This window comes from Thermohalobaculum sp. (assembly GCF_058622915.1).
In genome coordinates, this window is the sequence record NZ_JBZSYN010000191.1 from 1 (window position 1) to 22866 (window position 22866).

Annotated in this window: 24 protein-coding genes, 1 tRNA gene and 1 riboswitch; of the genes, 10 read left to right on the forward strand and 15 right to left on the reverse strand. The window is 71.1% G+C overall.

The window, feature by feature from the left end; all coding sequences use genetic code 11:
- Window positions 1–873, forward strand: an 873-nt coding sequence (locus AC32QD_RS14945; RefSeq protein WP_492011305.1) for a glycosyltransferase family 2 protein, incomplete at its 5' end; no start/stop codon positions are given.
- A gap of 54 nt (window positions 874–927) precedes the next feature.
- Here AC32QD_RS14945 and AC32QD_RS14950 read toward each other — a convergent pair.
- The 9 genes from AC32QD_RS14950 to AC32QD_RS14990 all read right to left on the reverse strand — a co-directional run bounded on the left by AC32QD_RS14950 (window position 928) and on the right by AC32QD_RS14990 (window position 8754).
- Window positions 928–1004, reverse strand: a tRNA-Met gene (locus AC32QD_RS14950).
- Window positions 1005–1084: 80 nt separating this feature from the next.
- Entirely contained in the window at window positions 1085–2134 is a 1050-nt protein-coding gene (locus tag AC32QD_RS14955) for a dipeptidase (protein ID WP_492011306.1), read from the reverse strand.
- A gap of 3 nt (window positions 2135–2137) precedes the next feature.
- Entirely contained in the window at window positions 2138–2911 is a 774-nt protein-coding gene (locus tag AC32QD_RS14960; protein WP_492011307.1) for an ABC transporter ATP-binding protein, read from the reverse strand.
- A complete protein-coding gene (locus AC32QD_RS14965) occupies window positions 2898–3758 on the reverse strand; it encodes an ABC transporter ATP-binding protein (protein ID WP_492011308.1) in 861 nt (286 codons plus the stop codon). Before AC32QD_RS14965 ends, AC32QD_RS14960 begins: the two co-directional genes overlap by 14 nt.
- Window positions 3755–4681 carry an ABC transporter permease gene (locus AC32QD_RS14970; RefSeq protein ID WP_492011309.1) on the reverse strand — a complete coding sequence of 309 codons (927 nt, stop codon included), beginning with the start codon at window positions 4679–4681 and terminating at the stop codon, window positions 3755–3757. The genes AC32QD_RS14965 and AC32QD_RS14970 overlap by 4 nt, the downstream gene beginning before the upstream one ends.
- The gene (locus tag AC32QD_RS14975) at window positions 4678–5742 is read right to left on the reverse strand and encodes an ABC transporter permease (protein WP_492011310.1); all 1065 of its coding nucleotides are present in this window, start codon (window positions 5740–5742) and stop codon (window positions 4678–4680) included. Before AC32QD_RS14975 ends, AC32QD_RS14970 begins: the two co-directional genes overlap by 4 nt.
- A gap of 4 nt (window positions 5743–5746) precedes the next feature.
- On the reverse strand, window positions 5747–7357 hold the full coding sequence (locus AC32QD_RS14980) for an ABC transporter substrate-binding protein (RefSeq protein WP_492011311.1): 1611 nt from the start codon (window positions 7355–7357) through the stop codon (window positions 5747–5749).
- Between the two features lie 244 nt (window positions 7358–7601).
- On the reverse strand, window positions 7602–8255 hold the full coding sequence (locus AC32QD_RS14985; protein ID WP_492011312.1) for an RT0821/Lpp0805 family surface protein: 654 nt from the start codon (window positions 8253–8255) through the stop codon (window positions 7602–7604).
- 4 nt (window positions 8256–8259) lie between these two features.
- The gene (locus AC32QD_RS14990) at window positions 8260–8754 is read right to left on the reverse strand and encodes a sigma-70 family RNA polymerase sigma factor (RefSeq protein ID WP_492011313.1); all 495 of its coding nucleotides are present in this window, start codon (window positions 8752–8754) and stop codon (window positions 8260–8262) included.
- A 72-nt stretch (window positions 8755–8826) separates the two neighbouring features.
- Between AC32QD_RS14990 and AC32QD_RS14995 the strand changes: the two genes are divergently transcribed.
- The 3 genes from AC32QD_RS14995 (at window position 8827) to AC32QD_RS15005 (ending at window position 10417) form a co-directional block, all read left to right on the forward strand.
- Window positions 8827–9294 (forward strand): hypothetical protein, encoded by a 468-nt coding sequence (locus AC32QD_RS14995; RefSeq protein WP_492011314.1) that lies wholly within the window; start codon window positions 8827–8829, stop codon window positions 9292–9294.
- 419 nt (window positions 9295–9713) lie between these two features.
- Complete coding sequence (locus tag AC32QD_RS15000; protein WP_492011315.1) at window positions 9714–10100, forward strand: hypothetical protein; 387 nt, start codon at window positions 9714–9716, stop codon at window positions 10098–10100.
- Complete coding sequence (locus tag AC32QD_RS15005; protein WP_492011316.1) at window positions 10097–10417, forward strand: hypothetical protein; 321 nt, start codon at window positions 10097–10099, stop codon at window positions 10415–10417. The genes AC32QD_RS15000 and AC32QD_RS15005 overlap by 4 nt, the downstream gene beginning before the upstream one ends.
- Window positions 10418–10441: 24 nt before the next feature.
- On the opposite strand, the gene AC32QD_RS15010 is transcribed toward AC32QD_RS15005, so the two are convergent.
- The 4 genes from AC32QD_RS15010 to AC32QD_RS15025 form a co-directional block, all read right to left on the reverse strand.
- Window positions 10442–11077 carry a thiamine ABC transporter ATP-binding protein gene (locus tag AC32QD_RS15010; protein ID WP_492011317.1) on the reverse strand — a complete coding sequence of 212 codons (636 nt, stop codon included), beginning with the start codon at window positions 11075–11077 and terminating at the stop codon, window positions 10442–10444.
- Window positions 11064–12701 (reverse strand): ABC transporter permease family protein, encoded by a 1638-nt coding sequence (locus AC32QD_RS15015; RefSeq protein ID WP_492011318.1) that lies wholly within the window; start codon window positions 12699–12701, stop codon window positions 11064–11066. The genes AC32QD_RS15010 and AC32QD_RS15015 overlap by 14 nt, the downstream gene beginning before the upstream one ends.
- Entirely contained in the window at window positions 12677–13684 is a 1008-nt protein-coding gene (gene thiB / locus AC32QD_RS15020) for a thiamine ABC transporter substrate binding subunit (RefSeq protein WP_492011319.1), read from the reverse strand. Before thiB ends, AC32QD_RS15015 begins: the two co-directional genes overlap by 25 nt.
- Window positions 13685–13732: 48 nt before the next feature.
- A riboswitch (TPP riboswitch) is annotated at window positions 13733–13835 on the reverse strand.
- Between the two features lie 62 nt (window positions 13836–13897).
- On the reverse strand, window positions 13898–14179 hold the full coding sequence (locus AC32QD_RS15025; RefSeq protein ID WP_492011320.1) for a hypothetical protein: 282 nt from the start codon (window positions 14177–14179) through the stop codon (window positions 13898–13900).
- Window positions 14180–14433: 254 nt separating this feature from the next.
- Here AC32QD_RS15025 and AC32QD_RS15030 point away from each other — a divergent pair, with 254 nt between their 5' ends.
- Together AC32QD_RS15030 and AC32QD_RS15035 are read left to right on the forward strand one after the other, a co-directional pair.
- The gene (locus tag AC32QD_RS15030; RefSeq protein ID WP_492011321.1) at window positions 14434–15150 is read left to right on the forward strand and encodes a hypothetical protein; all 717 of its coding nucleotides are present in this window, start codon (window positions 14434–14436) and stop codon (window positions 15148–15150) included.
- Between the two features lie 154 nt (window positions 15151–15304).
- Complete coding sequence (locus AC32QD_RS15035; protein WP_492011322.1) at window positions 15305–16216, forward strand: alpha/beta hydrolase; 912 nt, start codon at window positions 15305–15307, stop codon at window positions 16214–16216.
- Between the two features lie 28 nt (window positions 16217–16244).
- Here AC32QD_RS15035 and AC32QD_RS15040 read toward each other — a convergent pair whose 3' ends face one another.
- Complete coding sequence (locus AC32QD_RS15040) at window positions 16245–17579, reverse strand: aspartate aminotransferase family protein (protein ID WP_492011323.1); 1335 nt, start codon at window positions 17577–17579, stop codon at window positions 16245–16247.
- Between the two features lie 289 nt (window positions 17580–17868).
- On the opposite strand from AC32QD_RS15040, the gene AC32QD_RS15045 reads away from it, so the two are divergent.
- The 3 genes from AC32QD_RS15045 to AC32QD_RS15055 all read left to right on the forward strand — a co-directional run bounded on the left by AC32QD_RS15045 (window position 17869) and on the right by AC32QD_RS15055 (window position 21027).
- Window positions 17869–18801: a hypothetical protein gene (locus AC32QD_RS15045; RefSeq protein WP_492011324.1), complete on the forward strand. Its 933-nt coding sequence runs from the start codon at window positions 17869–17871 to the stop codon at window positions 18799–18801.
- Window positions 18802–18927: 126 nt separating this feature from the next.
- Entirely contained in the window at window positions 18928–20157 is a 1230-nt protein-coding gene (acdA, locus tag AC32QD_RS15050) for a 3-sulfinopropanoyl-CoA desulfinase (protein ID WP_492011325.1), read from the forward strand.
- Between the two features lie 249 nt (window positions 20158–20406).
- Entirely contained in the window at window positions 20407–21027 is a 621-nt protein-coding gene (locus AC32QD_RS15055; RefSeq protein ID WP_492011326.1) for a hypothetical protein, read from the forward strand.
- A 30-nt stretch (window positions 21028–21057) separates the two neighbouring features.
- On the opposite strand, the gene AC32QD_RS15060 is transcribed toward AC32QD_RS15055, so the two are convergent.
- A complete protein-coding gene (locus AC32QD_RS15060; RefSeq protein ID WP_492011327.1) occupies window positions 21058–21321 on the reverse strand; it encodes a hypothetical protein in 264 nt (87 codons plus the stop codon).
- Between the two features lie 158 nt (window positions 21322–21479).
- On the opposite strand from AC32QD_RS15060, the gene pobA reads away from it, so the two are divergent.
- Window positions 21480–22703 carry a 4-hydroxybenzoate 3-monooxygenase gene (pobA, locus tag AC32QD_RS15065; RefSeq protein ID WP_492011328.1) on the forward strand — a complete coding sequence of 408 codons (1224 nt, stop codon included), beginning with the start codon at window positions 21480–21482 and terminating at the stop codon, window positions 22701–22703.
- Window positions 22704–22866: the final 163 nt, after the last annotated feature.

Sequence of the window (22866 nt, forward strand, 5' to 3'; positions counted from 1 at the left end):
CTGAATGAGGAGTTGCACATCACGCGCGCCATCGAGTCGGTGCAAGGCATCGCCGATCGGATTCTCGTCGTGGACTCCGGGTCCTCCGACCGGACGAGAGCGCTTGCCGAGGGGCTCGGCGCCGAGGTCTTGTCGCACCACTGGGTCAATCCCGCGCTCCAGTTCAACTGGGCGCTTACCCAGTTGCCGCCCGACACGGAATGGGTTCTGCGGCTCGACGCGGACGAGGTCGTCACGCCCGCCCTCGCGGACGAGATTTCCGCAGGACTCTCCTCTGTCGGCGAGGACGTCGATGGCGTCTTCGTGTCGCGGCGGATCAAGTTCCTGGGGCGCCCGATTCAGTATGGCGGCCTGTTCCCGATCCGCGTCCTGCGCCTGTTCCGCTACAGCCGGGCGCGGTGCGAGAACCGCTGGATGGACGAGCATATCAAGACCGAGGGCAAGACCCTGGCGTTCAAGGGGGAAATTCTCGACGACAACCTGAACTCGCTGACCTTCTGGATCCAGAAGCACAATACCTATGCAAGCCGCGAGGTCGTGGACATCCTGAATTTCGAGCACGGCTTTCTTCCCTACGAAACCGTTGCCAGTCTGCGCAGGTCGCAGCATCCCGGGCTGAAGCGGTGGCTGAAGGAGAAGATCTACAGCCGCCTTCCGGCCGGGTCCCGCGCCTTCGCCTATTTCTTCTATCGCTATATCCTGCGCCTGGGCTTTCTCGACGGGCGCGAAGGCATGGCTTTTCACGTCCTGCAGGGCTTGTGGTACCGGTTCCTGGTCGATGCCAAGCTCATCGAGGTCAGGAAGTACATGCGGGAAAACGACGTCGATGCCGTGACGGCCATCGACAAGGTCCTCGGCATCAAGGTCCGCTGACGCGCAGGCCGCGGCGCCGCCCGCCGCCGGAGACAACCAAGCCCTTGAAAGGATTGGTGGCGGGGGAGGGACTCGAACCCTCGACCTCAGGATTATGAGTCCTGCGCTCTAACCAGCTGAGCTACCCAGCCACGGCTGCGCCTTCTAAGCGCGGCCCCTGCCCTCGTCAAGCCGCCGGCGCGGGGGCCGGCAGCTGGCGCGCCCATCGCCGCTAGATCGTGCGCGCCAGCAGCTCGAGCCAGTTGCCGCGGCAGATCTTGGCGATCAGCGCCTCGCTATATCCCGCCTGGCGCATGGCGGCGACGAGGCGGGGCAGCCCCCCCACATCGCCGATCTCCGTGGGCAGCGTGCAGCCGTCGTAGTCCGAGCCCAGCGCCACGCCCTCCTCGCCCAGGATCGCCAGCATGTGATCGAGGTGGCGCAGCATGATCTCGATCGGCGTGTCCGGCTGATCCTGGCAATCCGCGCGCAAAAAGCTGACATTGAAGTTCAGCCCGACCACGCCGCCCGACTCGGCCACGGCGTGCAGCTGGTCGTCGGTCAGGTTGCGCGGACAGGGCGAGAGCGCGTGCGCGTTGGAATGCGTGGCCACCAGCGGCCGGCCGGTCAGCCGCGCCACGTCCCAGAAGCCGCCTTGGTTGAGGTGCGACAGGTCGACCATCACGCCCAGCGCCTCGCATTCGCGCACCAGCGCCCGGCCGGCATCGGTGAGGCCGGACTCCGCGTCGTGGCTCTCGTCGGCATAGATCGGCGCGCCCACGGCGAAGGCGTTCGGCCGCGACCACACCAGCCCCAGCGAGCGCAGCCCCGCCGCGTGCAGCACCTCGAGCGCGTCGAGACCGGTGTCGATGCACTCGGCGCCCTCGATATGCGGCAGGATGGCGATCCGCCCCCCGTCCATGGCGGTCTGCAGCTCGGCGGCCGAGCCGCACAGGGCCAGGTCGTCGGGCAACTCGCCCGCCAGCCGGCGCATGCGGGCAAACATCGCCAGCGTGAAGTCGAGCGCCGCCTGCCGCTCGACCGGCGCATAGCGGCGCGGGTCGCCGCGAGCGAAGCTCTGGATCTCGCCGTCCTCGATGGCCGGCGTGAACATGGCGAAGAAGCCGCCGGCAAAGCCCGCCTCGCGGGCGCGCGGCAAGTCGATGTCGAGCGTGCGCGCGCCCGCCGCGAAGTCCAGCGCCTTGCCGCGACGCGCCGCGCGCTCGAGCTTCAGGATGGTGTCGTTGTGGCCGTCGAAGACCGGGACCGCGCGTTCGTTCATGCCTCACTCCGCTTGCTCGGGCACATAGCCCATGCTGGCGCGCAACAGGCGCCGCGTGTAGTCCTCGCGCGGCTCCATGCGCCGCATCGCGGCGACGTCGAGCGTCTCGACCACGCGCCCGCCCTGCATCACCGCAATCTCCTCGCACATGTGCGCCACCACCGCCAGATCGTGGCTGACCAGAAGGAAGGTCAGCCCCCGCTCGGCGCGCAGGTCGGCCAGCAGGTTCAGCACCTCGGCCTGCACCGAGACGTCGAGCGCCGAGGTCGGCTCGTCCAAGAGCAGGATGCTCGGCTCGAGCATCAGGGCGCGCGCGATCGCCACCCGCTGGCGCTGCCCGCCCGAGAGCTGGTGCGGGTAGCGGAATCGGAAGGCGGGGCCGAGGCCGACGGCCCCGAGCGCCTCCTCGATGCGCTCCTCCACCCGGTCGAAGCGGTGCAGCACCAGGGGCTCGGACAGCGTGCGGTCCACCGTGTGGCGCGGGTGCAGCGAGGCATAGGGGTCCTGGAACACCATCTGCACGGTGCGATAGAAGGCGCGGTCGCGCCGGTGGCGCAAGAGCTCGCCGCGGACATGGATGGCGCCGCTCCAGTCGGTGATCAGCCCGGCGATGGCGCGCAGCACCGTGGTCTTGCCCGACCCGGACTCGCCCACCAGCCCGAACGAGCTCCCCTCGGGCACGCGAAACGAGACGCGGTCCACCGCGACGCTGCGCGCGGCGCCCTCGCCGAAGGCGACCGACAGGGTCTCGGCCCGGATCGCGTCAGAGATAGGCATCGATGCTAGCTTCCTCCATCCAGGCCGGGTCGCGGCGCATGACGCTCAGCCGAGCCTTGGGGTGGTCCAGCCGCGGCAGCGATTCCAGCAGCGCGCGCGTGTAGGGGTGCCGCGCCTCATTGAGCGCGCTGGCCTGGCAGGTCTCGACGATGCGCCCGCCATACATGATCAGCACCCGGTCGCAGAAGGTGGCCACCAGGTTCAGGTCGTGGCTGATGAAGATCAGCCCCATGCCGCGATCGCGCACCAGCCGGTCCATGATCTGCATGACGCTCATCTGCACGGTGACGTCGAGCGCCGAGGTCGGCTCGTCGGCGATCAGCAGGTCGGGGTCGGGCGCCAGCATCATGGCGATCATGATGCGCTGGCCCATGCCGCCCGAGACCTCGTGCGGGTAGAGCCCGGCCACCCGCCCGGGCTCGCGGATCTGCACCGCCTCGAGCATCTCCAGCATCCGCTCGCGCGCCTCGCCCCTCGGCGCGTCGGTGTGCAGACGGTAGGCCTCCATGATCTGGTCGCCGACGCTCATCACCGGGTTGAGCGAGAACTTCGGGTCCTGCATGACCATGGAGATGCGCTGCCCCCGGATGTGGCGCATCTGCTTTTCCGACAGCGCCATCAGGTCGGCGCCGTCGAACTCGACCCGCCGCGCCGTCACCTGGCCCGGCGGGCGCACCAGGCGCAGCACGGCGCGGCCGGTCATGGTCTTGCCCGAGCCGGACTCGCCAACGATGCCGACCCGCTCGCGCCCGACCGAGAACGACACCCCGCGCACCGCCTCGACCACGCCGCCGCTGCGCTTGGGGAATCGCACCGACAGGTCCTCGACGCGCAACAGGTCGCTCATTTGCCCGCCCGCTTGGGATCGAGCACGTCGCGCAGCCCGTCGCCCAACAGGTTGAAGCCGAGGCTGACGACGAAGATGGCCAGCCCGGGGATGGTCGCCACCCACCACTGGTCAAGGATGAACTTGCGCCCCGAGGAGATCATCGCCCCCCACTCGGGCAGCGGCGGCTGCGCGCCCAGTCCCAGAAAGCCCAGCCCCGCCGCGGTCAGGATGACCCCGGCCATGTCCAGCGTGGTGCGGATGATGATCGAGGAGACGCACAGCGGCCAGATATGGCCGACGATGATGCGCGCCGCGCCAGCCCCCTGCAGCCGGATCGCGGCGATGAAGTCGGCCGTGCGGATGGTCAGCGTCTCGGCCCGCGCGATGCGGGCATAGGGCGGCCAGGCGGTCAGCGCGATGGCCAGGATGGCGTTGTCGATCCCCGCCCCCAGCGCCGCGACGAAGGCGAGCGCCAGCACCAGCCTGGGGAAGGCGAGGAACACGTCGGTCAGGCGCATCAGCACGGCGTCGACCCAGCCGCCCAGATACCCCGCCGCCGTGCCCACCAAGAGCCCCGCCACCGGTGCGGTGACCGCCACCATGCCGACGATCACTAGCGTGACGCGCGAGCCATAGACGATGCGGCTCCAGATGTCGCGGCCCAGCTCGTCCGAGCCCAGCAGATAGCCGTGCGCGCCGGGGGGCAGCAGCCGCGCCTGCAGGTCCTGCGCCAGCGGGTCGTGGGTCGCGACGAGCGGCGCCGCCACGGCCATCAGCACCAGCGCCACGATGATCGCCAGCCCCAGCACCGCCAGCGGATTGGCCGAGAAGGTGAGCCAGCTCAGATAGAGCTGCGACAGCCGCGCCTGGCGGCGCGAGCGCGGCGCCTCCGTGCTCAGCCAGGCGCGCCAGCCTTCGGGTGCCGCGGCCCGCTCGCTCATCGCGCCCTCGGGTCGACCAGCCGGTAGAGCACGTCCGACAGCATGTTCAGCCCGACGAAGACGAAGCCCACCACCACCGTGCCCCCCAGCACCGCGTTCATGTCGGCCGAGAGCAGCGCGTTGGTGATGTACTGCCCCAGCCCGGGCCAGGCGAAGATGGTCTCGGTCAGCACCGAGCCCTCGAGCAGGTTGGCGTAGGACAGCGCCACCACGGTGATCAGCGGGATCATCACGTTGCCCAGCGCGTGGCGCCAGATCACGGCGCGCTCGCTCATGCCCTTGACGCGGGCGGTGGTGATGTACTCCTTGCCCATCTCCTCGAGCATGAAGCTGCGCGTCATGCGGCTGATATAGGCCAGCGAGTAGTAGCCCAGGATCGAGGCGGGCAGTACGATGTGGCTGACCGCGTTCCAGAAGATGGTCATGTTGCCGGCGATCAGGCTGTCCACCAGGATCATCCCGGTCACCTGCGGGATCATGTCCTGATAGAACACGTCGAGCCGGCCGGGCCCGGCGACCCAGCCCAGGATGCCGTAGAACAGCAAAAGCCCGATCAGCCCCAGCCAGAACACCGGCATGGAATAGCCGAACAGGCCGAACAGGCGCACCACGTGGTCGGGCCATCGGCCCTGGTTGACGCCGGCGATCACCCCCATCGGGATGCCAAGGATTACGCCGATGATGGTGCCGAGCGTGGCCAGCTCCAGCGTCGCGGGGAAGACGCGCAGGATATCCTGCGAGACCGGCCGCGCGGTCAGCAGCGACTTGCCGAAATTGCCCGTGAGCACGTCGCGCAGGTAGTAGCCGAACTGCACGACGACGGGCTTGTCGAGCCCCATCTGGTGGTAGACCTGCTGGTAGTAGGCCGGGCTCGCGCGCTCGCCGACCACGGCCAGCACCGGGTCGATCGGCATGACCCGGCCGATCACGAAGGTGACCATCAGCAGGCCCAGCATGGTCATGGCCATCGAGACGATGACCGTGCCCACGCCCTTGGCCCGACGCAAGAGCGGCGCGGTGAACCCGCGCCGCCCCGGTGCCTGGCTGACGACCTGCGTCATCCGGCTACTTCGTCACCGTCCAGTAATAGGCCGCGGTGATCGCAGCACCGGTGACGAAGCCCTTCACATTGTCCCGCCGCGCGGTCTGCTCGATCTTTTGGAACATGGGCGCGAAGGGCGCGACCTTCTGCCAGTCGCGCTGCAGGTCGAGATACATCTGCTTGCGCTTCTCGGTATTGGACTCCTCGACCGCCTCCTTGGTGCGCTTGGTGAACTCTGGGATGTTCCAGGCCACCCGCCAGGCCAGCTTGCCGGTGAGCTGGGCCGCGTCCGAGTTGTCGGGATTGCTGGCGAAGGTCGAGGCGTTGGTGTTCGGGTCGGGATAGTCCGGGCCCCAGGCGCCCACGTAGATGTCGAACTTGCGCGAGCGGTACTGCGCCAGGGTCTGCTTGCCCGTGCCCTGCTTGATGGTGGCATGGATGCCGGCCTTGGCGAAGGTGTTCTGCAGGCTCTGGGCAATCTCGACCCGCTCCTGCGCCGTGCGGGTGATGATCTGCACGTCGAAGCCGTTGCCTTCGCCCGCCTCCTTGAGCAGCTCTTTCGCCTTGTCGATGTTCAGCGAGTAGGGATTGTCCTTGAGCGCGCCGAGATAGGTCAGCGGCAGGAAGGACTGGTGCACCGTGTACTGGCCCTTGAGGAAGGAGTCCGCCATCCCCTTGTAGTCGGCCAGCCACTTCAGCGCCTCGCGCACCTTGGGCTTGGCCAGGATCGGGTTCTTCTGGCTCATCGAGAAGTACATGATCCGCCCGCGCAGGTCGGAATCCACGGCGATGCCCTTCTCGCCCTTGACCGCCTCGATATCGTCGGGGGTCAGGTTGCGCGCGATATCCACGTCACCGCGCTCCAAGAGCAGGCGCTGGGTGGCGGACTCGGCGATATGGCGCACCACCACGCGCTTCATGGCCGGCGCGCCGCGCCAGAAGCTGGGGTTGGCCTCCAGCGTGTAGCTCTCGTTCGGCTTCCAGTTCACCAGCTTGTAGGCGCCCGAACCCGCCGAGTGCGTCTTCAGCCAGCCATTGCCCCAGTCGCCGTTCTTCTCGTGGCTCTTCACCACCTTGGAATCGACGATGTAGGAGATCGTTGCGGTGAGGCAGTTGAGCACGAAGGACTGGGCGTACTTCTTGTCCGTGGTCAGCTGGAAGGTCATCTTGCCGGTGGCCTTCAGCGTGTGCTTCATGTTGCCCTTGTTCAGCCCGAACTGGGTCAGGATGAACGAGGGCGTCTTCTGCATCGCCACCGCACGCCTGAGCGAGAACTGCACGTCCTCAGCCGTCACCGGGTTGCCCGAGGTGAAGGTCATGCCCTTGCGGATGTGGAAGGTGAAGGTGCGGCCGTTGTCCGAGACCTCCCAGCTCTCGGCGATATCGGGCACGTAGCCTTTCGACAGATCGTGCGGGTCGAAGCTGACCAGCGACTCATAGAGGTTGTTGGCGATGTCCCCGCCCGAGAACTCGAAGCTCTCCTGCGGGTCGAGCGAGGTGATGTCGTCGATCCGGGTGGCGATCACCAGGATGTTCGACGGGGTCCTGGCCAGCGCCTGCGGCGCCGGCAGTGTGACCGGCGCGACCAGCGCGGCGGCAAACGCGGCCCCATAAACTCGTCGCATAAGGCCCATGGATGTTCCTCCTCTCTGTTGTTTGGCAAGGGTCACAGGCGGGCGCAGACCCCGTGCGCGCGGGCCGGGCCAGGCAGACTCGCTGCCCTCCTGGCGCCGCGCGTCAAGCGCGCATCTGCCGCATTGCGAACAACGGAAATCCCCTTGCGTGGCAGCCGTGCCGAGACCGCGGTCACGGCCAAGCGGTGGGATCGTGTGAGGATTTCAGGGCCGAGTCAAGAATCCGCGCGCCGGCCCGGAGGGCTCACAGCACGCTGCTGCTCAGCGGCGGCGGCTCGTAGCCCGGGGTGCGGGTGAGCAGCCGGTGCCACGCGCCGTCCGTCCCGCGGCAGGCCAGGCCATAGCGGGTGAGCGCCTTGCCCTCGACCGTGACATGCTCGACGAACTCGCGGCACCACTGCTGGTTCTGGCTGCGGTAGGTGCGGATCGGCGTGATCGACACGGTGCCGTCGAGCTTCTTGTCCGACATCGCCACCGCGACGCCGCTCACGGCGGTCTCCAGCGCCTTCTGCACCGTCCGCTTGGTGAGCGCGGCGATGCGCGCCTCGCGCTGCGCCATGGCCTGCTCGGCGCGGTGCTGCATCCACTGGTCGCCGGCAAACAGGATGGCGATCGCCGCCGCCGCGGGGCCGATCCAGCGCAGTGCCGCGTGCGCCACCGCCCGGCGCCGCCGCGCCGCGAGGCCCCGGCGCACGCACCGCGCCAGCGCCAGCGGCACCGGCGCCTCGAGCTCGGCGTCGAAGGCGGCCCGCGCCTCGTCGTCGACGCGGATGAAGGCCTCGAGCAGGGCGCGCGCCTGCCGGTCCCCGGCCAGATGCGCGCCGAGCCGTGCGGCCTCCTCGGCCGCGAGCTCCCGGTCGTGATAGGCGGAGACCCGCTCCGTCGTCAGCCCGTCCATGGCCTCAGTCGCTCCTCTCGATCGCCAGCCGCAGGGCCTCGCGCGCCCGCGCGATGCGGCTGGTCAGCGCGGCCACCGTCGAGCCGGTGATCTCGGCGGCCTCGCGATAGCTCAGGCCCTCGACCGCGATCAGCAAAAGCGCGGTGCGCTGGTCCTGCGGCAAGTCCGCGATCGCCGCGCTCACCGCCGCGAACTCGAGCCGCGCCACCACGGCACGCTCGCCGTCCATCGCGCGCTCGGCGGTGCCCCGGATGATCCCGTGCTTGGCGCCCCTGGTCGCCAGGTTGCGCACTTCGTTGCGCCACAGGTTGTGGGCGATGCGGTACATCCAGCTGTCGAGCCGCGTGCCCGGCTGCCACTTGTCGAGATGCACGATCGCCCGCTCGACCGTCGCCTGCGCCAGGTCGTCGGCGGCCGCCGACGAGCCGGTCAGGGTTCGGGCGAAGCGTCGCAGACGCGGCAGGAGAGCGATGATCTCCTTCTCGATCTGCGGTTCCACGCGGCATCCCTTGCCAAGGCCCTCCAAGCTGCTTGAAGCGATAACACCTCGGCACGGCAAATCGTGCAAAAAATGTGGCAACGGGTGGAAGACATGCGGGCGGCGAGTGTTCTCCTTGCGATGAAACCGCGACGCGAACCTCATCCGGCCCGCTACAACCGGGCAGTGCACCGGGCGCTGGGCGCCGCGGTGGCCCTGGTGTGCCTGCTCGGCCTCGCGTCCCGTGCGCCGGCCGCCGAGCCCGCCGGCCGCCTGCCCGATACCGCCGCGCTCCTCGGCATGCCTGCAACGATCCTCGCCCAGACGGCCCCCGCGCCCACCCCCGCGCCCGCCCCCGCCACCGCACAGCCCGGCGCGCAGTCCCCCGCACAGCCGAAGCCGAAGCCGCAACAGGGGGCGTCGGCGCCCTCCGCCACGGCGCCGCAGGCTGGCCAGGTCCCGCCGCCCGCGGTCGGGATGTTCAGCGGCAGTGCCAGGCCCGCGGGCCCGGACCTGACCGTCGAGCAGGAACGCGCCCTGATTTCGCGCGGATGGCAGTAGCGGCGCCGCGCCCTCCGCGCCTGCACCCGCCCTCGTCGCCCCGCACTGCGCTCCCCGCAACCGCCCGCTCTCGACCGCCCTCTCGCGACGATCCCGGTCCCGCGCCGCACAACGCATGATTGCTGATCCTGAGCGGTACTCTACCGCAGGGGACGAATATTTTTGGCAATTAGGGCGATTTCGTGGCTTTTTACAGTCTCAACGCTTTCGACTAACAGTTTTACTTCGCACCTCTTGACCCGCGTGCTAGGGTGCCTGTCGGTTTGGCTTGGCTCTTCCGAAAAGGGGGCGGAGGTTGCGCCTGGGTCGAACGATTGCTCCGGCGCAGAGCGACGTGAGCTAAGACCGGGACACGCTCCCCGACGCGCAGGCAACGGCGCGAGCTCGTCGCAGTGGGGAGGCACGGGATGCCACGGTCTGTGCGACCGCAGCCATCGGCGGGGAGACTGGCGCGTATTGCTTCCGTTGTATCGATCGTGATGCTGGTATCATCGGGGGTCCACCTGCTCTGCGACGGCGGCTTCGCGATCGGGCCGGCCGCGGCCCGCGCCGAGCCCACCGGCGGATCCCCCAATGGCAACATCGGCAACGGCAATGGCGGCGAGGTCAGCCAGGGCGAGTTCCCTGGCGAGAATCCCCGCGACAACCCCGGCGACAACCCCGGCGACAACCCCGAACCCGGCAATCCCGGCCGCAGTCACGACCACAGCGACGACATCGGCGGAGACACGGGCGGGGCCGACCCCGCCGGTCCCGCGCTGAGCAAGGCGCAAGAGCGCGCCGTCATCGCCAGGGGCTGGCAATGAGGCGGCTCAGGCAAATCCTCGGCTGCCTCGCCGTGCTCGCGGCGTTGCTGCCGGCCCGGGGCGCGCGCGCCGGGATGTCCGCCGAGGACAGCGCCGTGGGCTATGCGCTCGAGCACTTCGTCAGCGGCGGCTCGGCCACGCTGCGGGTCGGCGACACGGCCTACTCGGTCACGCCGCTGCGCACCTGGAAGAGCGTCAGCGGCCATTGGTGCCGCCGCTACCGGCTGGTGCTGACCGGGCCGGGCGCCGCGCCGCGGCGCAGCGAGGCAACGCGCTGCCGCCAGAACGGCGTGTGGATGAAGCTGCCCCGGAAGTAAGCGGCACCCCGCCGGCCCTGGCGCTCAGCCCGCGACCCGGCCCTCGGCCAGTGCCAGCCGCCGGCTGCCCAGCCGCGCCGCGTCCGCCATGTCGTGCGACACCACCAGCGTGGCCAGCCGGCGCGCATCGGTCAGCCGGCGCACCAGCGCGGCGATCTCGTCGCGGGTCTCGGCGTCGAGCGCGCTGAACGGCTCGTCCAGCAGCATCACCGGCTTGTCGCGCACCAGCGCGCGCGCCAGCGCCACCCGCTGGCGCTGCCCGCCCGAAAGCTGCCCGGGCATGCGCCGCTCATAGCCGGCGAGGTCCATCTCGGCCAGCACCTGTGCGACCCGCGTCCGCTCGGGCGCACCCGGCCGGCCGCGCGGGTCGAGCCCCAGCGCGATGTTCATGCCCACGTCGAGATGCTCGAACAGGTCGCCGGTCTGGAACAGCGCCGAGACCGGGCGGTGCGCCGGCGCGAGGCCGAGGATCGAGCTCCCCTGCCACAGGATGTCGCCCGCCTCGGGCTGCAGGAAGCCGCAGATCAGGTCGACCAGCGTCGACTTGCCCGAGCCGCTGGGCCCCGACAGCGTGACCACCTCGCCCGGCTCGATCGTCAGCGTGAAGGCGAAGGACGGCCCCCCCGGATAGGCGAAGCGCACCTCGTCAACGGCCAGCATCGCGCCCCCCGACCAGCCGCTCGATGCCGGCGAAGAAGACCAGGCTCAGCACCAGCAGCACCAGCGCCAGCGCCGCCGCCTCGCCGCTCTGGTAGGTGCCGCTCCTGAGATAGAGCAGCCAGGGCAGGGTGTGGAAGCTCTCCGAGCCGAACAGCGCGATCACGCCCAGATCGCCGACCGAGAGCGCCGCCGCCAGCGCCGCGGCGAAGCCCAGCTCGCGCCGGACCGCCGGGAACTCGACCAGCCGCAGCCGCGCCGCGCCGGCGATGCCCAGGCTGGCGCACAGCCGGTCGTAGCGCGCCCCGTTCTCGCCCAGCCGCCCCTGGATCGCCCGCACCGCGAAAGGCAGCGACAACAGCACGTTCGCCGCCAGCACCAGCACCGGCGCCAGCGCGAAGGCGTCCGCGATGCCCCTGAGCAGCAGGAACATGCCGACGCCGAACACGATCGCCGGCACCGCGAGGTAGATGGTCGAGGCCAGGTCCAGCAGTGCCACGGCCCAGGGCCGACCGCCCAGCCGCGTCGGCAGCGCCAGCGTGCGCCGCGCCTCGGCGATCGCCCAGGCCAGCGCGCAGGTGACGGCACACGAGACCAGCGCGATCGCCACGCTCGCGGCCAGCGCGCCCGGGAAGGCCGGGTCGCGCGGCAGCGCGAGCAGCGCGGGGCGCAGCCCGCCCAGCACGATCGCCGCCAGCGGCGCCGCCACCACGCCCGCGGCCGCCAGCGCGGCGACGGCGTCGCCCACCTGTGCCGCGCGCGCGTCCCGGTCGGGCCGGATGCGCCCGCCCAGCCCCGCGCTGCCACCCCCCGACGACCACTCGGCGGGGAATCGCGCCAGCACGATGAGCACGGCGGCGCAGCACACCAGCTGCAACAGGCTCAGCGCCGCCGCGCGGCCAAGGTCGAAGTCGAGCCGTGCCGCCTCGTAGATCGCCACCTCCAGCGTGCTCGCCGCCGGACCGCCGCCCAGCATGAGCACCAGCGCGAACGAGGTGAAGCACAAGAGGAACACCAGCCCGCAGGCGCCCGGCGCCACGCGCCGGATCGCCGGCCACTCGACGAAGCGCCAGACCTCGCGCCCGGCGAGGCCGAGCTGGGCGGCGAGCCGCCAGCGCCCGTCGGGGATCGCCGCCAGCGCCGCGTGGAAGATGCGCGCCATCAAGGGCGCGTTGAAGAAGACATGCGCCAGCAGCACGCCGGGCAGCCCGTAGAGCGCCCCGCCCGGCCCCGGCAGGCCCAGCGCCGCGGTGGCCTGCGCCACCCAGCCGGCACGCCCCCACACCGCCACGATGCCCAGCGCAGCCACCGTCGTCGGCATCACCAGCGCCAGCGCACCGACGAGGTTGAGCACCCGCGCGCCGCGCGGCCCCGTGCGCCGGTGCACGGCGCGCGCGATCGCCAGCCCCAGCACGAGCGAAAGCACGGTCGACAGCGTCGCCTGCTCGAAGGTGAACACGACGACCCCGCGCACGTAGGCGTCATGCACCAGCGCCGGCAGGTCGACGCCGCCGGCGCGCACGCCCACCGCCCCGATCGCCGCCCCGGCCAGCCCCACCGCCACAAGCGCGGCGGCGAAGCCAGGGCCGAGGCGCGCCGCACTCACCGGCCCATCACGTCCAGCCATTCGTTGATCCAGGCCTTGCGGTGTTTGGCCGCGACGTCCGGCGCGAAATAGAGCGTCTTGTCGGGCTGGATCAGGGTCTTGAAGGCGGCGGGCAGGGTGACCTGCGGGTTGACCGGGTACATCCAGTTGGTGGTCGGGATCACCGCCTGCGCCTCGGGCCCGATCAGGTAGGCGATGAACCGCCGCGCCAGCGCGCGGTGCTTCGAGGCCTTGGTCACCGCGGCCAGCTCCATCTGCAGGTAGTGCCCCTCCTTGAACTTGGCGGCGTGGATGTCGTGCCGGTTCTCCTCGATGATATGGTAGGCGGGCGAGGTGGTGTAGCTCAGCACCATGTCGGCCTCGCCCTTGAGGAACAGCGAATAGCTGTCCCACCAGCTCTTGGTCACGGTGAGGATGCGCGGCTTCAGCCGCCGCCAGTAGTCCGGCGCCTTGTCGCCATAGACCTTGCGCACCCACATCAGCAGGCCCAGCCCCGGCGTGGCCGAGCGCGGGTCCTGGATGGCGATCTTGAGATTCTTCGCCGCCGCCAGCTGCGCGAACGAGTGCGGCGGATGCTTGAGCCGCTTGTCGCTGTAGACGAAGGCGAAGTAGCCCCAGTCGAAGGGCGCCAGCACCGGGTCGTGCCAGGGGATCGGCAGCTTCAGGGCGCTCAGGTCGGCGCCGTGATCGACGAACAGGCCCGAGGCGCGCGCGTCGCCCGCGAGGTTGACGTCGAGGCCGAGCAGCACGTCCGCCTCGGTCGACGCGCCCTCCAGCCGGATGCGGTTGAAGGCGCCGATCGAGCTGTCGAGGCCGACGAACTTCACGACGCAGTCGCATGTCGCCTCGAAGCCCTTCTTGATGGCCGGGCCGGGGCCGTAATCGGAGGCGAAGCTGTCATAGGTATAGACGGTGAGCACCGGCTTGCTGGCCTGCTGGGCCAGGGCCGGCGCGGCGAGGCCGACGGCGAGCGCCGCGGCGGCGAGGAGTATCGGGAATCTCATGGCACGTCCCTTCTTTGCGGAACGGCGAGGGGTGGGGAGATCGTGGCCGGGTGGCCGGTGTCTCTTCCCTCCGCCAGTACGACCTGGGTCAGGTTCAGCGGGTGCATCTCAGCCCGAGGGAAAGACCCCAGGGGCGCCCCGAGAGAACGCCCGCAGCATATGGCGGCGCCGCGCGAATGCAAGCCCGCGCTGCCCGGACCCGGTCGGTTTGGCTCAGAGAACGATGTAGGTGGCCACCCCGGTGGCGCCGACCCCGGCGCCGAGGAACCCGCTGGCCAGGACGTCGATCCAGTGCACCTGGAAATAGGCTTCGGCCAGCGCCCCCGACACGCCGGGCGGCATCGAGCCGCCGCGCACCACGTGGTGCTTGATCGCGTTCGCCTCGCGGCGCAGCCGCAGCGCCCGCTTCTCGGCGAACACCCGGCAGATGCCCCAGGCGGCGATGCAGCCAAGCCCGCCGACCATCAGCGAAAGGGCCAGAAGAGGGTCGTTCATGGCCGTCCTCGAGATTTCCCTCCGCGCCGGAATATAGCCGATTCCGCGCCCCGAGTCTCGCGCGAGTGGCATCCGCCGCCGCGCTAACGCGCTGTTAACCATAATCCCACAGCCTCGGGGCGTCAGCGTCGGAGGCCCCTATGGGATGTCCTGGCCGGTCGGCCGTCCTCAGTCTCGCGTGCATCAGTCTCGGCCTCCTCTCCGCCCCCCCCGCGGCGGCCGGCGCCTGGACCCGCGCCCCGGGCGAGGGCCTGGTGATCGCCACCACCGGGCGCCGGGTCGCCCCGGTCGGCTCGCTCGCGGGGGGGCCGGTCGACTCCGACCGGAACATCTCGCAGATCTACCTGGAATACGGGCTGATCGAGGGGCTCACCGTCGGGGCCAAGCTCTATGTCGAGCTCTCCGCCAGCGACCTGCGCGCCAGCTCCGCCTCGCTCGGCGGCTTCCTGCGCAAGCGCGTGTGGCGCGACGGCCATGGCGGCGTGGCGTCGATCGAGGCCGGCTATGCCCACCCGATCGAGGACTGGATCGGCAACGGCCTGGAATACGCCGACCCCGGCGCCGTGCCCGAGGCGCATTTCGCCGGGCTCTACGGCCACGGCTGGGGCGGCGGCTGGGGCAACGCCTTCGTCTCCACCGGCGCCGCCTATTACTGGCGCGGCGAGGGGCTGGCCGACGAGCTGCGCGCCGAGATCACCGGCGGCTACTCGCCGTGGCGGCACTGGTCGGGCATGCTCAGCCTCTACGGCCTCTATCCGCTGGCGGGCGGCACCGACCCGTCCTTCAAGCTCGCGCCCTCCATCGCTTACAGCTTCCGGCTCTCCAAGGATGACGCCAAGGATGACGCCAAGCCCGATGCCAAGGCGGGTGCGAAGGCGCGACCGCGCACCATCCAGATCGGCCTCAGCTACGACCTGCTGAAGCCCGGCGACGGGCTGGGCTTCTCGCTCAGCCTGTGGCAGCCCTTCTGAGATGATCGCGCGCGGTGCGGCGAAGGCCCGGCACGCGCGGAGCGGCTCCCCCGGTCCTCCCCCCCGCCCCGGCGGCGCCACCCATCGCGCTCTTCCGCCGTCGCGGAACTGCGCCTATGGTCGGCGGCGGAGCACGCATCACGGGACCCGCGCCATGTCGACCGAGATCACCGACCCGGAGGTCCTCGCCTTCATCGAGCGCACCGCCGCCTTCTACCCCGAAGGCAAGGCCGCCCTGACGCTCGCCCAACGCCGGCAGCGCTACGAGGAGATGGCCGCCAGCTTCGGTCAGCCGCGCCCCGAGGGCCTCACTGTGAGCGACGAGACCGTGCCCGGCCCCGGCGGCCCGCTGCGCCTGCGCCGCTACCGGCCGGAGGGGGCCGGGCCCGTCACGGTGGTCTATTTCCACGGCGGCGGCTACGTGCTCGGCGGGCTCGACAGCCACGACGATATCTGCGCCGAGATCGCCGCGCGCACCGGCTGCCCGGTCATCGCAGTGGACTACCGGCTCTGCCCCGAAAACCCCCACCCCGCGTCCTACGACGACGCGCTCGCGGCCACCCGCGCGGTACTCGCCGGGGGCCCCGCCGTCCTGTGCGGCGACAGCGCGGGGGCCAACCTCGCCGCGGCGGTCGCCCTGGCACAGAAGGGCGCGCCGATACGCGGCCAGGTGCTGATCTATCCCTGTCTCGGCGGCAACCGCATCGGGCTCGCCTCCTACAGCGAGAACGCCGAGGCGCCGATGCTGACCGCCGCCGAGATGGACGCCTACGACCGGCTGCGCGCCGGCGGCCCGCCGCCCGATGACGACCCCAGCTTCTACCCGCTGGCGGCCGAGGATCTCTCGGGCGTCGCGCCGTGCTTCATCTCGGTGGCCGGCTGCGACCCGCTGCGCGACGACGGGCCGGAATACGACCGCCGGCTGGTCGGCGTCGGGGTCGAGGCCTATTGCGCCGTCGAGCCGCAGTTGCCGCACGGCCACCTGCGCGCCCGGCACGCCTCGCATCGCGCCGCGGACGCCTTCGACCGCATCGTCGAGGCGATTGCCGACTTCGCCGGGCGCTAGCGCCCCCCGGGCCGGGGCCAAGGCGACCTCAGGCCGCCTGGGCCCCGCGCAGCGTGCGGTCGAGCGCGCCGGTGAACTTGGCCACGATCTCGTCCACATGCGCGTCGTTGATGATATAGGGCGGCGCGATCAGCGCGTGGTCGCCCGCGTGGCCGTCGATCGTGCCGCTCATCGGATAGACCATCAGCCCGTCGTCGAAGCAGGCCCGCTTCAGCTTGGCGGCCACGCCCGCTGCCGGGTCGAAGGGCGCCTTGGTCTCCTTGTCGGCGACGAACTCGACGCCCATGAACAGGCCCCTGCCCCGCACGTCGCCCACATGCGGGTGCTGGCCCAGCGCCGATTCGAGCGCCGATTTCAGCGTCTCGCCCATGGCGCGCACATTCGGCAGCAGCTCGGGGATCCGGCCCATCACCGCAACGCCCGCGGCGCAGGCCGCCGGGTGGCCCAGATAGGTGTGCCCGTGCTGGAAGAAGCCCGAGCCCTGCTCGATGGTGCGGTAGATCTCGCCCGTGCACAGCATCGCCCCGATCGGCTGGATGCCTGCGCCCAGCCCCTTGGCGATGCACACGATGTCGGGCGCGATGCCCTCGGCCTCCGAGGCGAACAGCGTGCCGGTGCGGCCCATGCCGCACATCACCTCGTCGAGGATCAGCAGGATGCCGTGCGCGTCGCAGATCTCGCGGATGCGCTTGAAATAACCGGGCGCGGCCGGCACGGCGCCCATGGTGGCGCCGACCACCGGTTCGGCGATGAAGGCGGCCACCGTCTCGGGGCCGAGCTCGCGCACCTTCTCGTCGAGCTGGTCCGCAACCCGCCGCCCGTAGGCCTCGGGGCTCTCGCCCTCGGCGCCCCAGCGCCAGTAGTGGCAGGGGTCGATATGGTGCATCGCGGGCACCAGCAGCGGCTCGAACTGTGCCCGGCGCCAGCGGTTGCCGCCGGCCGAGAGCGCGCCCAGCGTGTTGCCGTGATAGCTCTGCCAGCGCGCGATGACGTGGCGGCGCGCGCCCTCGCCGCGCTCGGTGAAGACCTGCCGCGCCAGCTTGATCGCCGCCTCGATCGCCTCCGAGCCGCCGGAGACGAAGTAGACCCGCTCGATCCCCGCCGGCGCCCGCTCGATCAGCATGTCGGCCAGCCGCTCGGCCGGCTCGGAAGTGAAGAACGAGGTGTGCGCGTAGGGAATCGCGTCGAGCTGCGCCTTTACCGCCTCGGTGATCTCGCTGGCCGAGTGGCCGAGGCAGGACACCGCGGCACCGCTGGATGCGTCGAGATAGCGCTTGCCGGCGGTGTCAATCAGATACGGCCCGTCGCCCCCGGCGGCGGTGGGAAGCCGCGCCTTGGTATGGCGCGGGAAGACATGGCTCATGGTCGGGCTCCTTGGGGTCGGACTCCTCGGGGTCGGGCTCGTTCTCGCCGGCCGCGGCGAGGCGGCGCGGCCAGCATGTCCCTGGACGCGGCGGCGCGCAATACCTGCGCAAGGCGCGGTATCTAAATACGCTGTACTCTTATATGTCTTATATAAGACATATAAGAGTTAACGGGCCGGATTCGGGCCCCAAAGCCCGCTTGACAACCGCCCGCCCGGCGCCGAGCGTCGACCGCCGAAGCGGCGCGGGGTTAGCGGATGACGACAGCAGCGGGGAGGGGCTGAGGCGATGCTCGGCGCGCTCGGCTGGATCGGTGCGCGGGCGCGCTGGTTCCTCGCCATCGGCGTCGTGGTGGCGACCGCGCTGCCCGCGGTCAGCGCCTTCCTGCGCCCGTTCCTGCCGGGCCTCGTGGCGCTGATCTTCTGCATCGCCATGGTCCGGCTCGACCTCGCCAGCCTGGCGCGGCGGGCAGCGCGGCCGCGGCGGCTGGCGGCGCTGACACTGTGGACCCTGGGCATGGCGGTGGCGACGCCGGCACTGGCCTGGGCGGGGGCGCGGGCCGCCGGCATGGCCCAGGCGCATGTGGCGGCGCTGACCTACACCTTTGCAGCGCCGCCGATCACCTCGGCCGCCGCGCTCAGCCTGATCCTGGGGCTCGATGCCGGCTTCGCGCTCGAACTCAGCGTCTTCGCCAGCCTGGCCACGCCGCTGATCGGGCCGGCGGTGACCAAGCTGCTGCTCGGCGCCGCGGTGCCGCTCGACGTGGGCCCGCTGATGCTGCGCATCGCCGCGATGATCGCGGCCGGCTGGGCGGCGGCGCTGCTGCTGCGCCGGCTGGTCGGCCCGGCCGTGATCGAGCGCCACCACGCCGCCTTCGACGGCGTCGCCGCGGTCGTGCTGGTGCTGTTCGTGATCCCCCTCTACGACGGCTTCTGGCAGGTGGTCGGCGCCATGCCGGGCTACGCGCTGGGCACGCTCGTCCTCGCGCTCGGCGCGAATTTCGGCGTGCAGGCGGCGCTTGCCGCCCTGCTCCGGCCCGCCGCCGCGCCGGGGGTCGCGGGGGCGGCCGCGCTGATGTGGGGCAACCGCAACGTCTCGCTCTACCTCGCGGCACTGCCGCCCGATCCGGTTTTCGGCCTGTTCGTCGCCTTCTACCAGTTCCCGATGCTGCTCACGCCCGTGGTGATGGGCCGCCTTTTGAAGGGGCGCGGGGGCCATTAGCCCGCACCGTGGCGACGGCGGCTGCGACGGACCGCCCTGTCTTGCGATACCGGCGGCAAGGACTCGCCGATTCCGTTTCCCCGATTGCACGGGTATCGTGCCGGCGAATCCCGTGAGGAGGACGCGATGTTTGAGCTGACAGACGAGAGGCGCGCGCTATGCGAGCGCGCGCGGGCGCTGGCCCGGGGCGTGTTGCGCGACCGCGCCGCCGAGATCGACCGGGCCGAGACCTACCCGTGGGAAAACGTCACGGCGCTGCGCGAGGCCGGCTTCGTCGGCATGACCATCCCGCGCGCGTTGGGCGGCCAGGGCCGCGACTTCCTCGACGCCGCGCTGGTGGTCGAGGAGGTGGCGAAAGCCTGCGGCGTGACCGCGCGCATCGTCGTCGAGACCAACATGGGCGGCATCGCCGCGGTGATGGTCTATGGCAGCGAGGAGCAGAAGCGACTGGCCGCCGGGCTGGTTCTGGAGGGCGACAAGCCCGCGATCTGCATCACCGAGCCGGCGGCGGGGTCGGCGGCGACCGAGATGACCACCACGGCGCGGCGCGTGCCCGGCGGCTGGGTGCTGAACGGCCGCAAGCACTGGATCACCGGGGCCGGGGTCTCGCGCCTGCACCTGATCTTCGCGCGCATGGTCGAGGACGGCGCCGAGCGCGGCATCGGCGGCTTCCTCGCCGTGCGCGGCGAGGCCGAGGGGCTGACGGTAGGCGCACGCGAGCCCACCATGGGCCTGCGCGGCATCCCGGAGGCCGAGATCGTGCTCGAGGAGCTGTTCGTGCCCGACGCCATGGCGCTGGTGCCCGGCGGCGAGCCGGCGCGCGCCTTCGCCCGCCTGATGGCGGCCTACAACAGCCAGCGCGTCGGCGCCGCGGCGGTGGCGCTGGGCATCGCCGAGGGCGCCTTCGACCTGGCGCTCGCCTATGTGCAGGAGCGCGAGCAGTTCGGCCGACCGATCGCCGAGTTCCAGGGCCTGCAGTGGATGCTGGCCGACATGTCGGTGGGACTGGCCGCGGCGCAGGCGCTGGTGTGGAAGGCGGCGGCGAGCGCGCAAGGGGACGGCTCGTCGGGCGGCTTCCCCGACCGCTTCCTGGCGGCGCAGGCCAAGATCCTGGCGGCCGAGACCGCGGTCAAGGTGACCAACGACGCGCTGCAGCTGCACGGCGCCGCCGGCTACACGCGGCGCAACCCGATCGAGCGCATGGTGCGCGACGCGCGCATGTTCACCATCGGCGGCGGCACGGCGCAGGTGCTGCGCACCCAGGTGGCCGCCCGGCTTCTCGGCCGCAAGCTGCCGCAGACGCGGGACGGCTATCCGGGGCCGGCCGACGGGCGCCGCAGCCTGGCGCCCGCCTAGGGCGCACGGAGGCCGGTCGGGGCCGGCAGCCCGCGACCCGATCCGGATCGCGGCGGCCAAGATGGTCAGGGCCCGCGCCCGGCGCGGCGCGCGCCACCGATCTTCCGGCGCCACCTGTCCCGATTTGGGCCAGACAGGTCTGATTTGGCGCATCCGGTTGCAATTGCCGCACACTCCGCGCAGCAATATGGTCGTCGACAGTCGAGTTTTGGCCCGTGCCGCGACGGCGGGGCCGGGTTTGGGGGGTGCATGCGCCGGCACTGGCTGAGTCTTGCCGTGGCTGCGGCTGCCTGGACGGTCGCCGGCGCCGGCGGCAACGATGTCATTTCGCGGCTTCTCGACACGCCGGCCGCGCAGATCGACAGCCGGCTGCCGATGCAACCCCTGGGCCGGTGGCTCGGCTCGCAGCTGCCGCCCGGGGCGACGCCGGTGTTTCAGACCGGGCCCTGCCGCGACCGGGCCGGGACCTGCGTGAGGATCAGGGTCGACATCGTGAGTCGCGCGCGCGTGCTGCGGCTCGACTACGCGGTCGACCCGCCGCGCTTCCTCGGCGGCACGGTGGAGGCGCCCGACGGCGCGACGCCACAGGCGATCCAGAGCCTCGCCGCGCTGCCCCGGCGCCTGGCCGCGCCGATGCGCCCGAACCCGCTCGACTGCCCCCACAACACGCGCAACATGCTGCGCGACACCTCGGACGCCGTGCAGGAGTGGTGCATCGACAACGCCGGCCGCAGGCAAGGCCCGGCGCGAAGCTGGTACAGCACCGGGCGCTACCTCATGTGGCGGGGCCGGTACCAAGACGACAAGCGCGCCGGACTGTGGACCCTGTGCGACCGTTCCGAGCGCTGCCGCACCCGGCCCTATCCCTGAGCCGCCGCGCCATACTCTCAATCCGGCCGCTCAGGCCGCCCGGTCGGCGCGCGCGGGGGGTGCGCCTGTCCGCTCGCACTCGTGCTTGACGAGGCGGCGGGTGGTGACGGCGACCCGACCGACGCAGTCGCGCGTCCCGGCGAGCAGCGCGCGCGTCTCGGCGTCGAGGCGCTGGCCGTTGGCGAGCAGGTATTGCTCGAGCGCGAAGGCGACGTTCTCGAGCGGCATCTGCACCGCGCTCATGACCTCGCCGAAACGGTCCGGATCGACCTCCTGCCGGGGAAAGCTCGCCATGTCTGCCTCGTCGTGTTTCGTTTTCGCTTGTCGCGCCCTTGCCGTCGGGATCGCTGCCCTGCCCGTGCCGACGACCTTGGATCTGGCCGGTTAAGGCAATCTGAATACGAGATGTTGAAGCCGTCCCAAATCGAGGCAATTTTGTGTAAAATTGCGCGATGTTTCGCAAACGTTCCGGCGGCGCTCCCCGGAACCGAGCGGGAGGGACGCGCATCCGCACGCAGGTCGCGATCATCGGCGCCGGGCCGGCCGGGCTGCTGCTGGCGCAGCTTCTCGACCTTGCCGGCATCGACTCGGTCGTGCTCGAGCGCCACAGCCGGGCGCATGTCGAGGCGCGGATCCGCGCCGGCGTGCTGGAGGACCAGTTCCAGGCGCTGCTGCGCCAGGCCGGCGTGGGCGCGCGCATGGACGCGCACGGCCAGACCCATGCCGGCCTCGCCATCGCCCACGGCGAGCGCAGCCTGCGCATCGACCTCGCGGCCCTGACCGGGCGCAGCGTCTGCATCTGGGGCCAGACCGAGGTGACGCGCGACCTGTTCGAGGCGCGCGCGGCACGCGGCAACCCGGTGCTCGACGAGGCCGAGGACGTGGCGCTGCACGACCTCGACGGCACGCGGCCCCGCGTCAGCTACCGCCGCCACGGCGCCGAGGCCCGCGTCGAGTGCGACTTCGTCGCCGGCTGCGACGGCTTCCACGGCGTCAGCCGGGGCGCCATCCCGCGGGCACGGCTCGCAGTGCGCGAGCTGGTCTATCCGTTCGGCTGGCTCGGGGTGCTGTCCGAGACGCCGCCGGTCAGCCCCGAGCTGATCTACTCGGCCCACGCGCGCGGCTTCGCGCTGTGCTCGATGCGCTCCGCGACATTAAGCCGCTACTACGTGCAGGTGCCCGACGCCACCGAGCCGGCGGACTGGCCGGACGCGCGGTTCTGGGACGAGCTCAGGGCGCGCCTGCCGGCCGAGGCGGCAGCACGGCTGGTCACCGGGCCCTCGATCGAGAAGTCGGTGGCGCCGCTGCGCAGCTTCGTCGCCCGGCCGCTGCGCCACGGGCGGCTGTTCCTGGCCGGCGACGCGGCGCATATCGTGCCGCCGACCGGGGCCAAGGGGCTGAACCTGGCGGGCTCGGACGTGCATTACCTCTCGGACGCGCTGATTGCCTTCTACCGCGCGGGCGACGCGCGCGCGCTCGCGTCCTATTCCGAGCGGGCGCTGGCGCGGGTGTGGAAGGCGCAGCGCTTCACCTGGTGGATGACGCGGCTGCTGCACCGCTTCGACGGGGAAGAGCCGTTCGAAGAGCGGCTCAGACAGGCCGAGTTCGACTATCTCGCCGGCTCGCGCGCCGCGCAGGAGGTGCTGGCCGAGAACTATGTCGGCCTGCCCTACTAGGCCGCCCGCGCGGCCATTGGGGCGCAGCGGCGGTTTTTCGCAGCGTGGAACAGGCGCGTCCGATTGTGTTTGCCCTGCGCGGGCGGTCTGATAGATTTACCACCCTTGCAGAAGGGGCCGCGCCTTACAGTGCGGTGTTCGTTGGTGTACTGGTGCGAGAGGT

What these genes read in the sequence shown, in the direction of transcription:
- AC32QD_RS14955 (WP_492011306.1), bottom strand. Translation starts at nt 2,134, where the DNA reads ATGAACGAACGCGCGGTCCCGGTCTTCGACGGCCACAACGACACCATC.
- AC32QD_RS14960 (WP_492011307.1), bottom strand. Translation starts at nt 2,911, where the DNA reads ATGCCTATCTCTGACGCGATCCGGGCCGAGACCCTGTCGGTCGCCTTC.
- AC32QD_RS14965 (WP_492011308.1), bottom strand. Translation starts at nt 3,758, where the DNA reads ATGAGCGACCTGTTGCGCGTCGAGGACCTGTCGGTGCGATTCCCCAAG.
- AC32QD_RS14970 (WP_492011309.1), bottom strand. Translation starts at nt 4,681, where the DNA reads ATGAGCGAGCGGGCCGCGGCACCCGAAGGCTGGCGCGCCTGGCTGAGC.
- AC32QD_RS14975 (WP_492011310.1), bottom strand. Translation starts at nt 5,742, where the DNA reads ATGACGCAGGTCGTCAGCCAGGCACCGGGGCGGCGCGGGTTCACCGCG.
- AC32QD_RS14980 (WP_492011311.1), bottom strand. Translation starts at nt 7,357, where the DNA reads ATGGGCCTTATGCGACGAGTTTATGGGGCCGCGTTTGCCGCCGCGCTG.
- AC32QD_RS14985 (WP_492011312.1), bottom strand. Translation starts at nt 8,255, where the DNA reads ATGGACGGGCTGACGACGGAGCGGGTCTCCGCCTATCACGACCGGGAG.
- AC32QD_RS14995 (WP_492011314.1), top strand. Translation starts at nt 8,827, where the DNA reads ATGTGGCAACGGGTGGAAGACATGCGGGCGGCGAGTGTTCTCCTTGCG.
- AC32QD_RS15005 (WP_492011316.1), top strand. Translation starts at nt 10,097, where the DNA reads ATGAGGCGGCTCAGGCAAATCCTCGGCTGCCTCGCCGTGCTCGCGGCG.
- AC32QD_RS15010 (WP_492011317.1), bottom strand. Translation starts at nt 11,077, where the DNA reads ATGCTGGCCGTTGACGAGGTGCGCTTCGCCTATCCGGGGGGGCCGTCC.
- AC32QD_RS15015 (WP_492011318.1), bottom strand. Translation starts at nt 12,701, where the DNA reads ATGGCTGGACGTGATGGGCCGGTGAGTGCGGCGCGCCTCGGCCCTGGC.
- thiB (WP_492011319.1), bottom strand. Translation starts at nt 13,684, where the DNA reads ATGAGATTCCCGATACTCCTCGCCGCCGCGGCGCTCGCCGTCGGCCTC.
- AC32QD_RS15025 (WP_492011320.1), bottom strand. Translation starts at nt 14,179, where the DNA reads ATGAACGACCCTCTTCTGGCCCTTTCGCTGATGGTCGGCGGGCTTGGC.
- AC32QD_RS15035 (WP_492011322.1), top strand. Translation starts at nt 15,305, where the DNA reads ATGTCGACCGAGATCACCGACCCGGAGGTCCTCGCCTTCATCGAGCGC.
- AC32QD_RS15040 (WP_492011323.1), bottom strand. Translation starts at nt 17,579, where the DNA reads ATGAGCCATGTCTTCCCGCGCCATACCAAGGCGCGGCTTCCCACCGCC.
- AC32QD_RS15045 (WP_492011324.1), top strand. Translation starts at nt 17,869, where the DNA reads ATGCTCGGCGCGCTCGGCTGGATCGGTGCGCGGGCGCGCTGGTTCCTC.
- acdA (WP_492011325.1), top strand. Translation starts at nt 18,928, where the DNA reads ATGTTTGAGCTGACAGACGAGAGGCGCGCGCTATGCGAGCGCGCGCGG.
- AC32QD_RS15055 (WP_492011326.1), top strand. Translation starts at nt 20,407, where the DNA reads ATGCGCCGGCACTGGCTGAGTCTTGCCGTGGCTGCGGCTGCCTGGACG.
- AC32QD_RS15060 (WP_492011327.1), bottom strand. Translation starts at nt 21,321, where the DNA reads ATGGCGAGCTTTCCCCGGCAGGAGGTCGATCCGGACCGTTTCGGCGAG.
- pobA (WP_492011328.1), top strand. Translation starts at nt 21,480, where the DNA reads ATGTTTCGCAAACGTTCCGGCGGCGCTCCCCGGAACCGAGCGGGAGGG.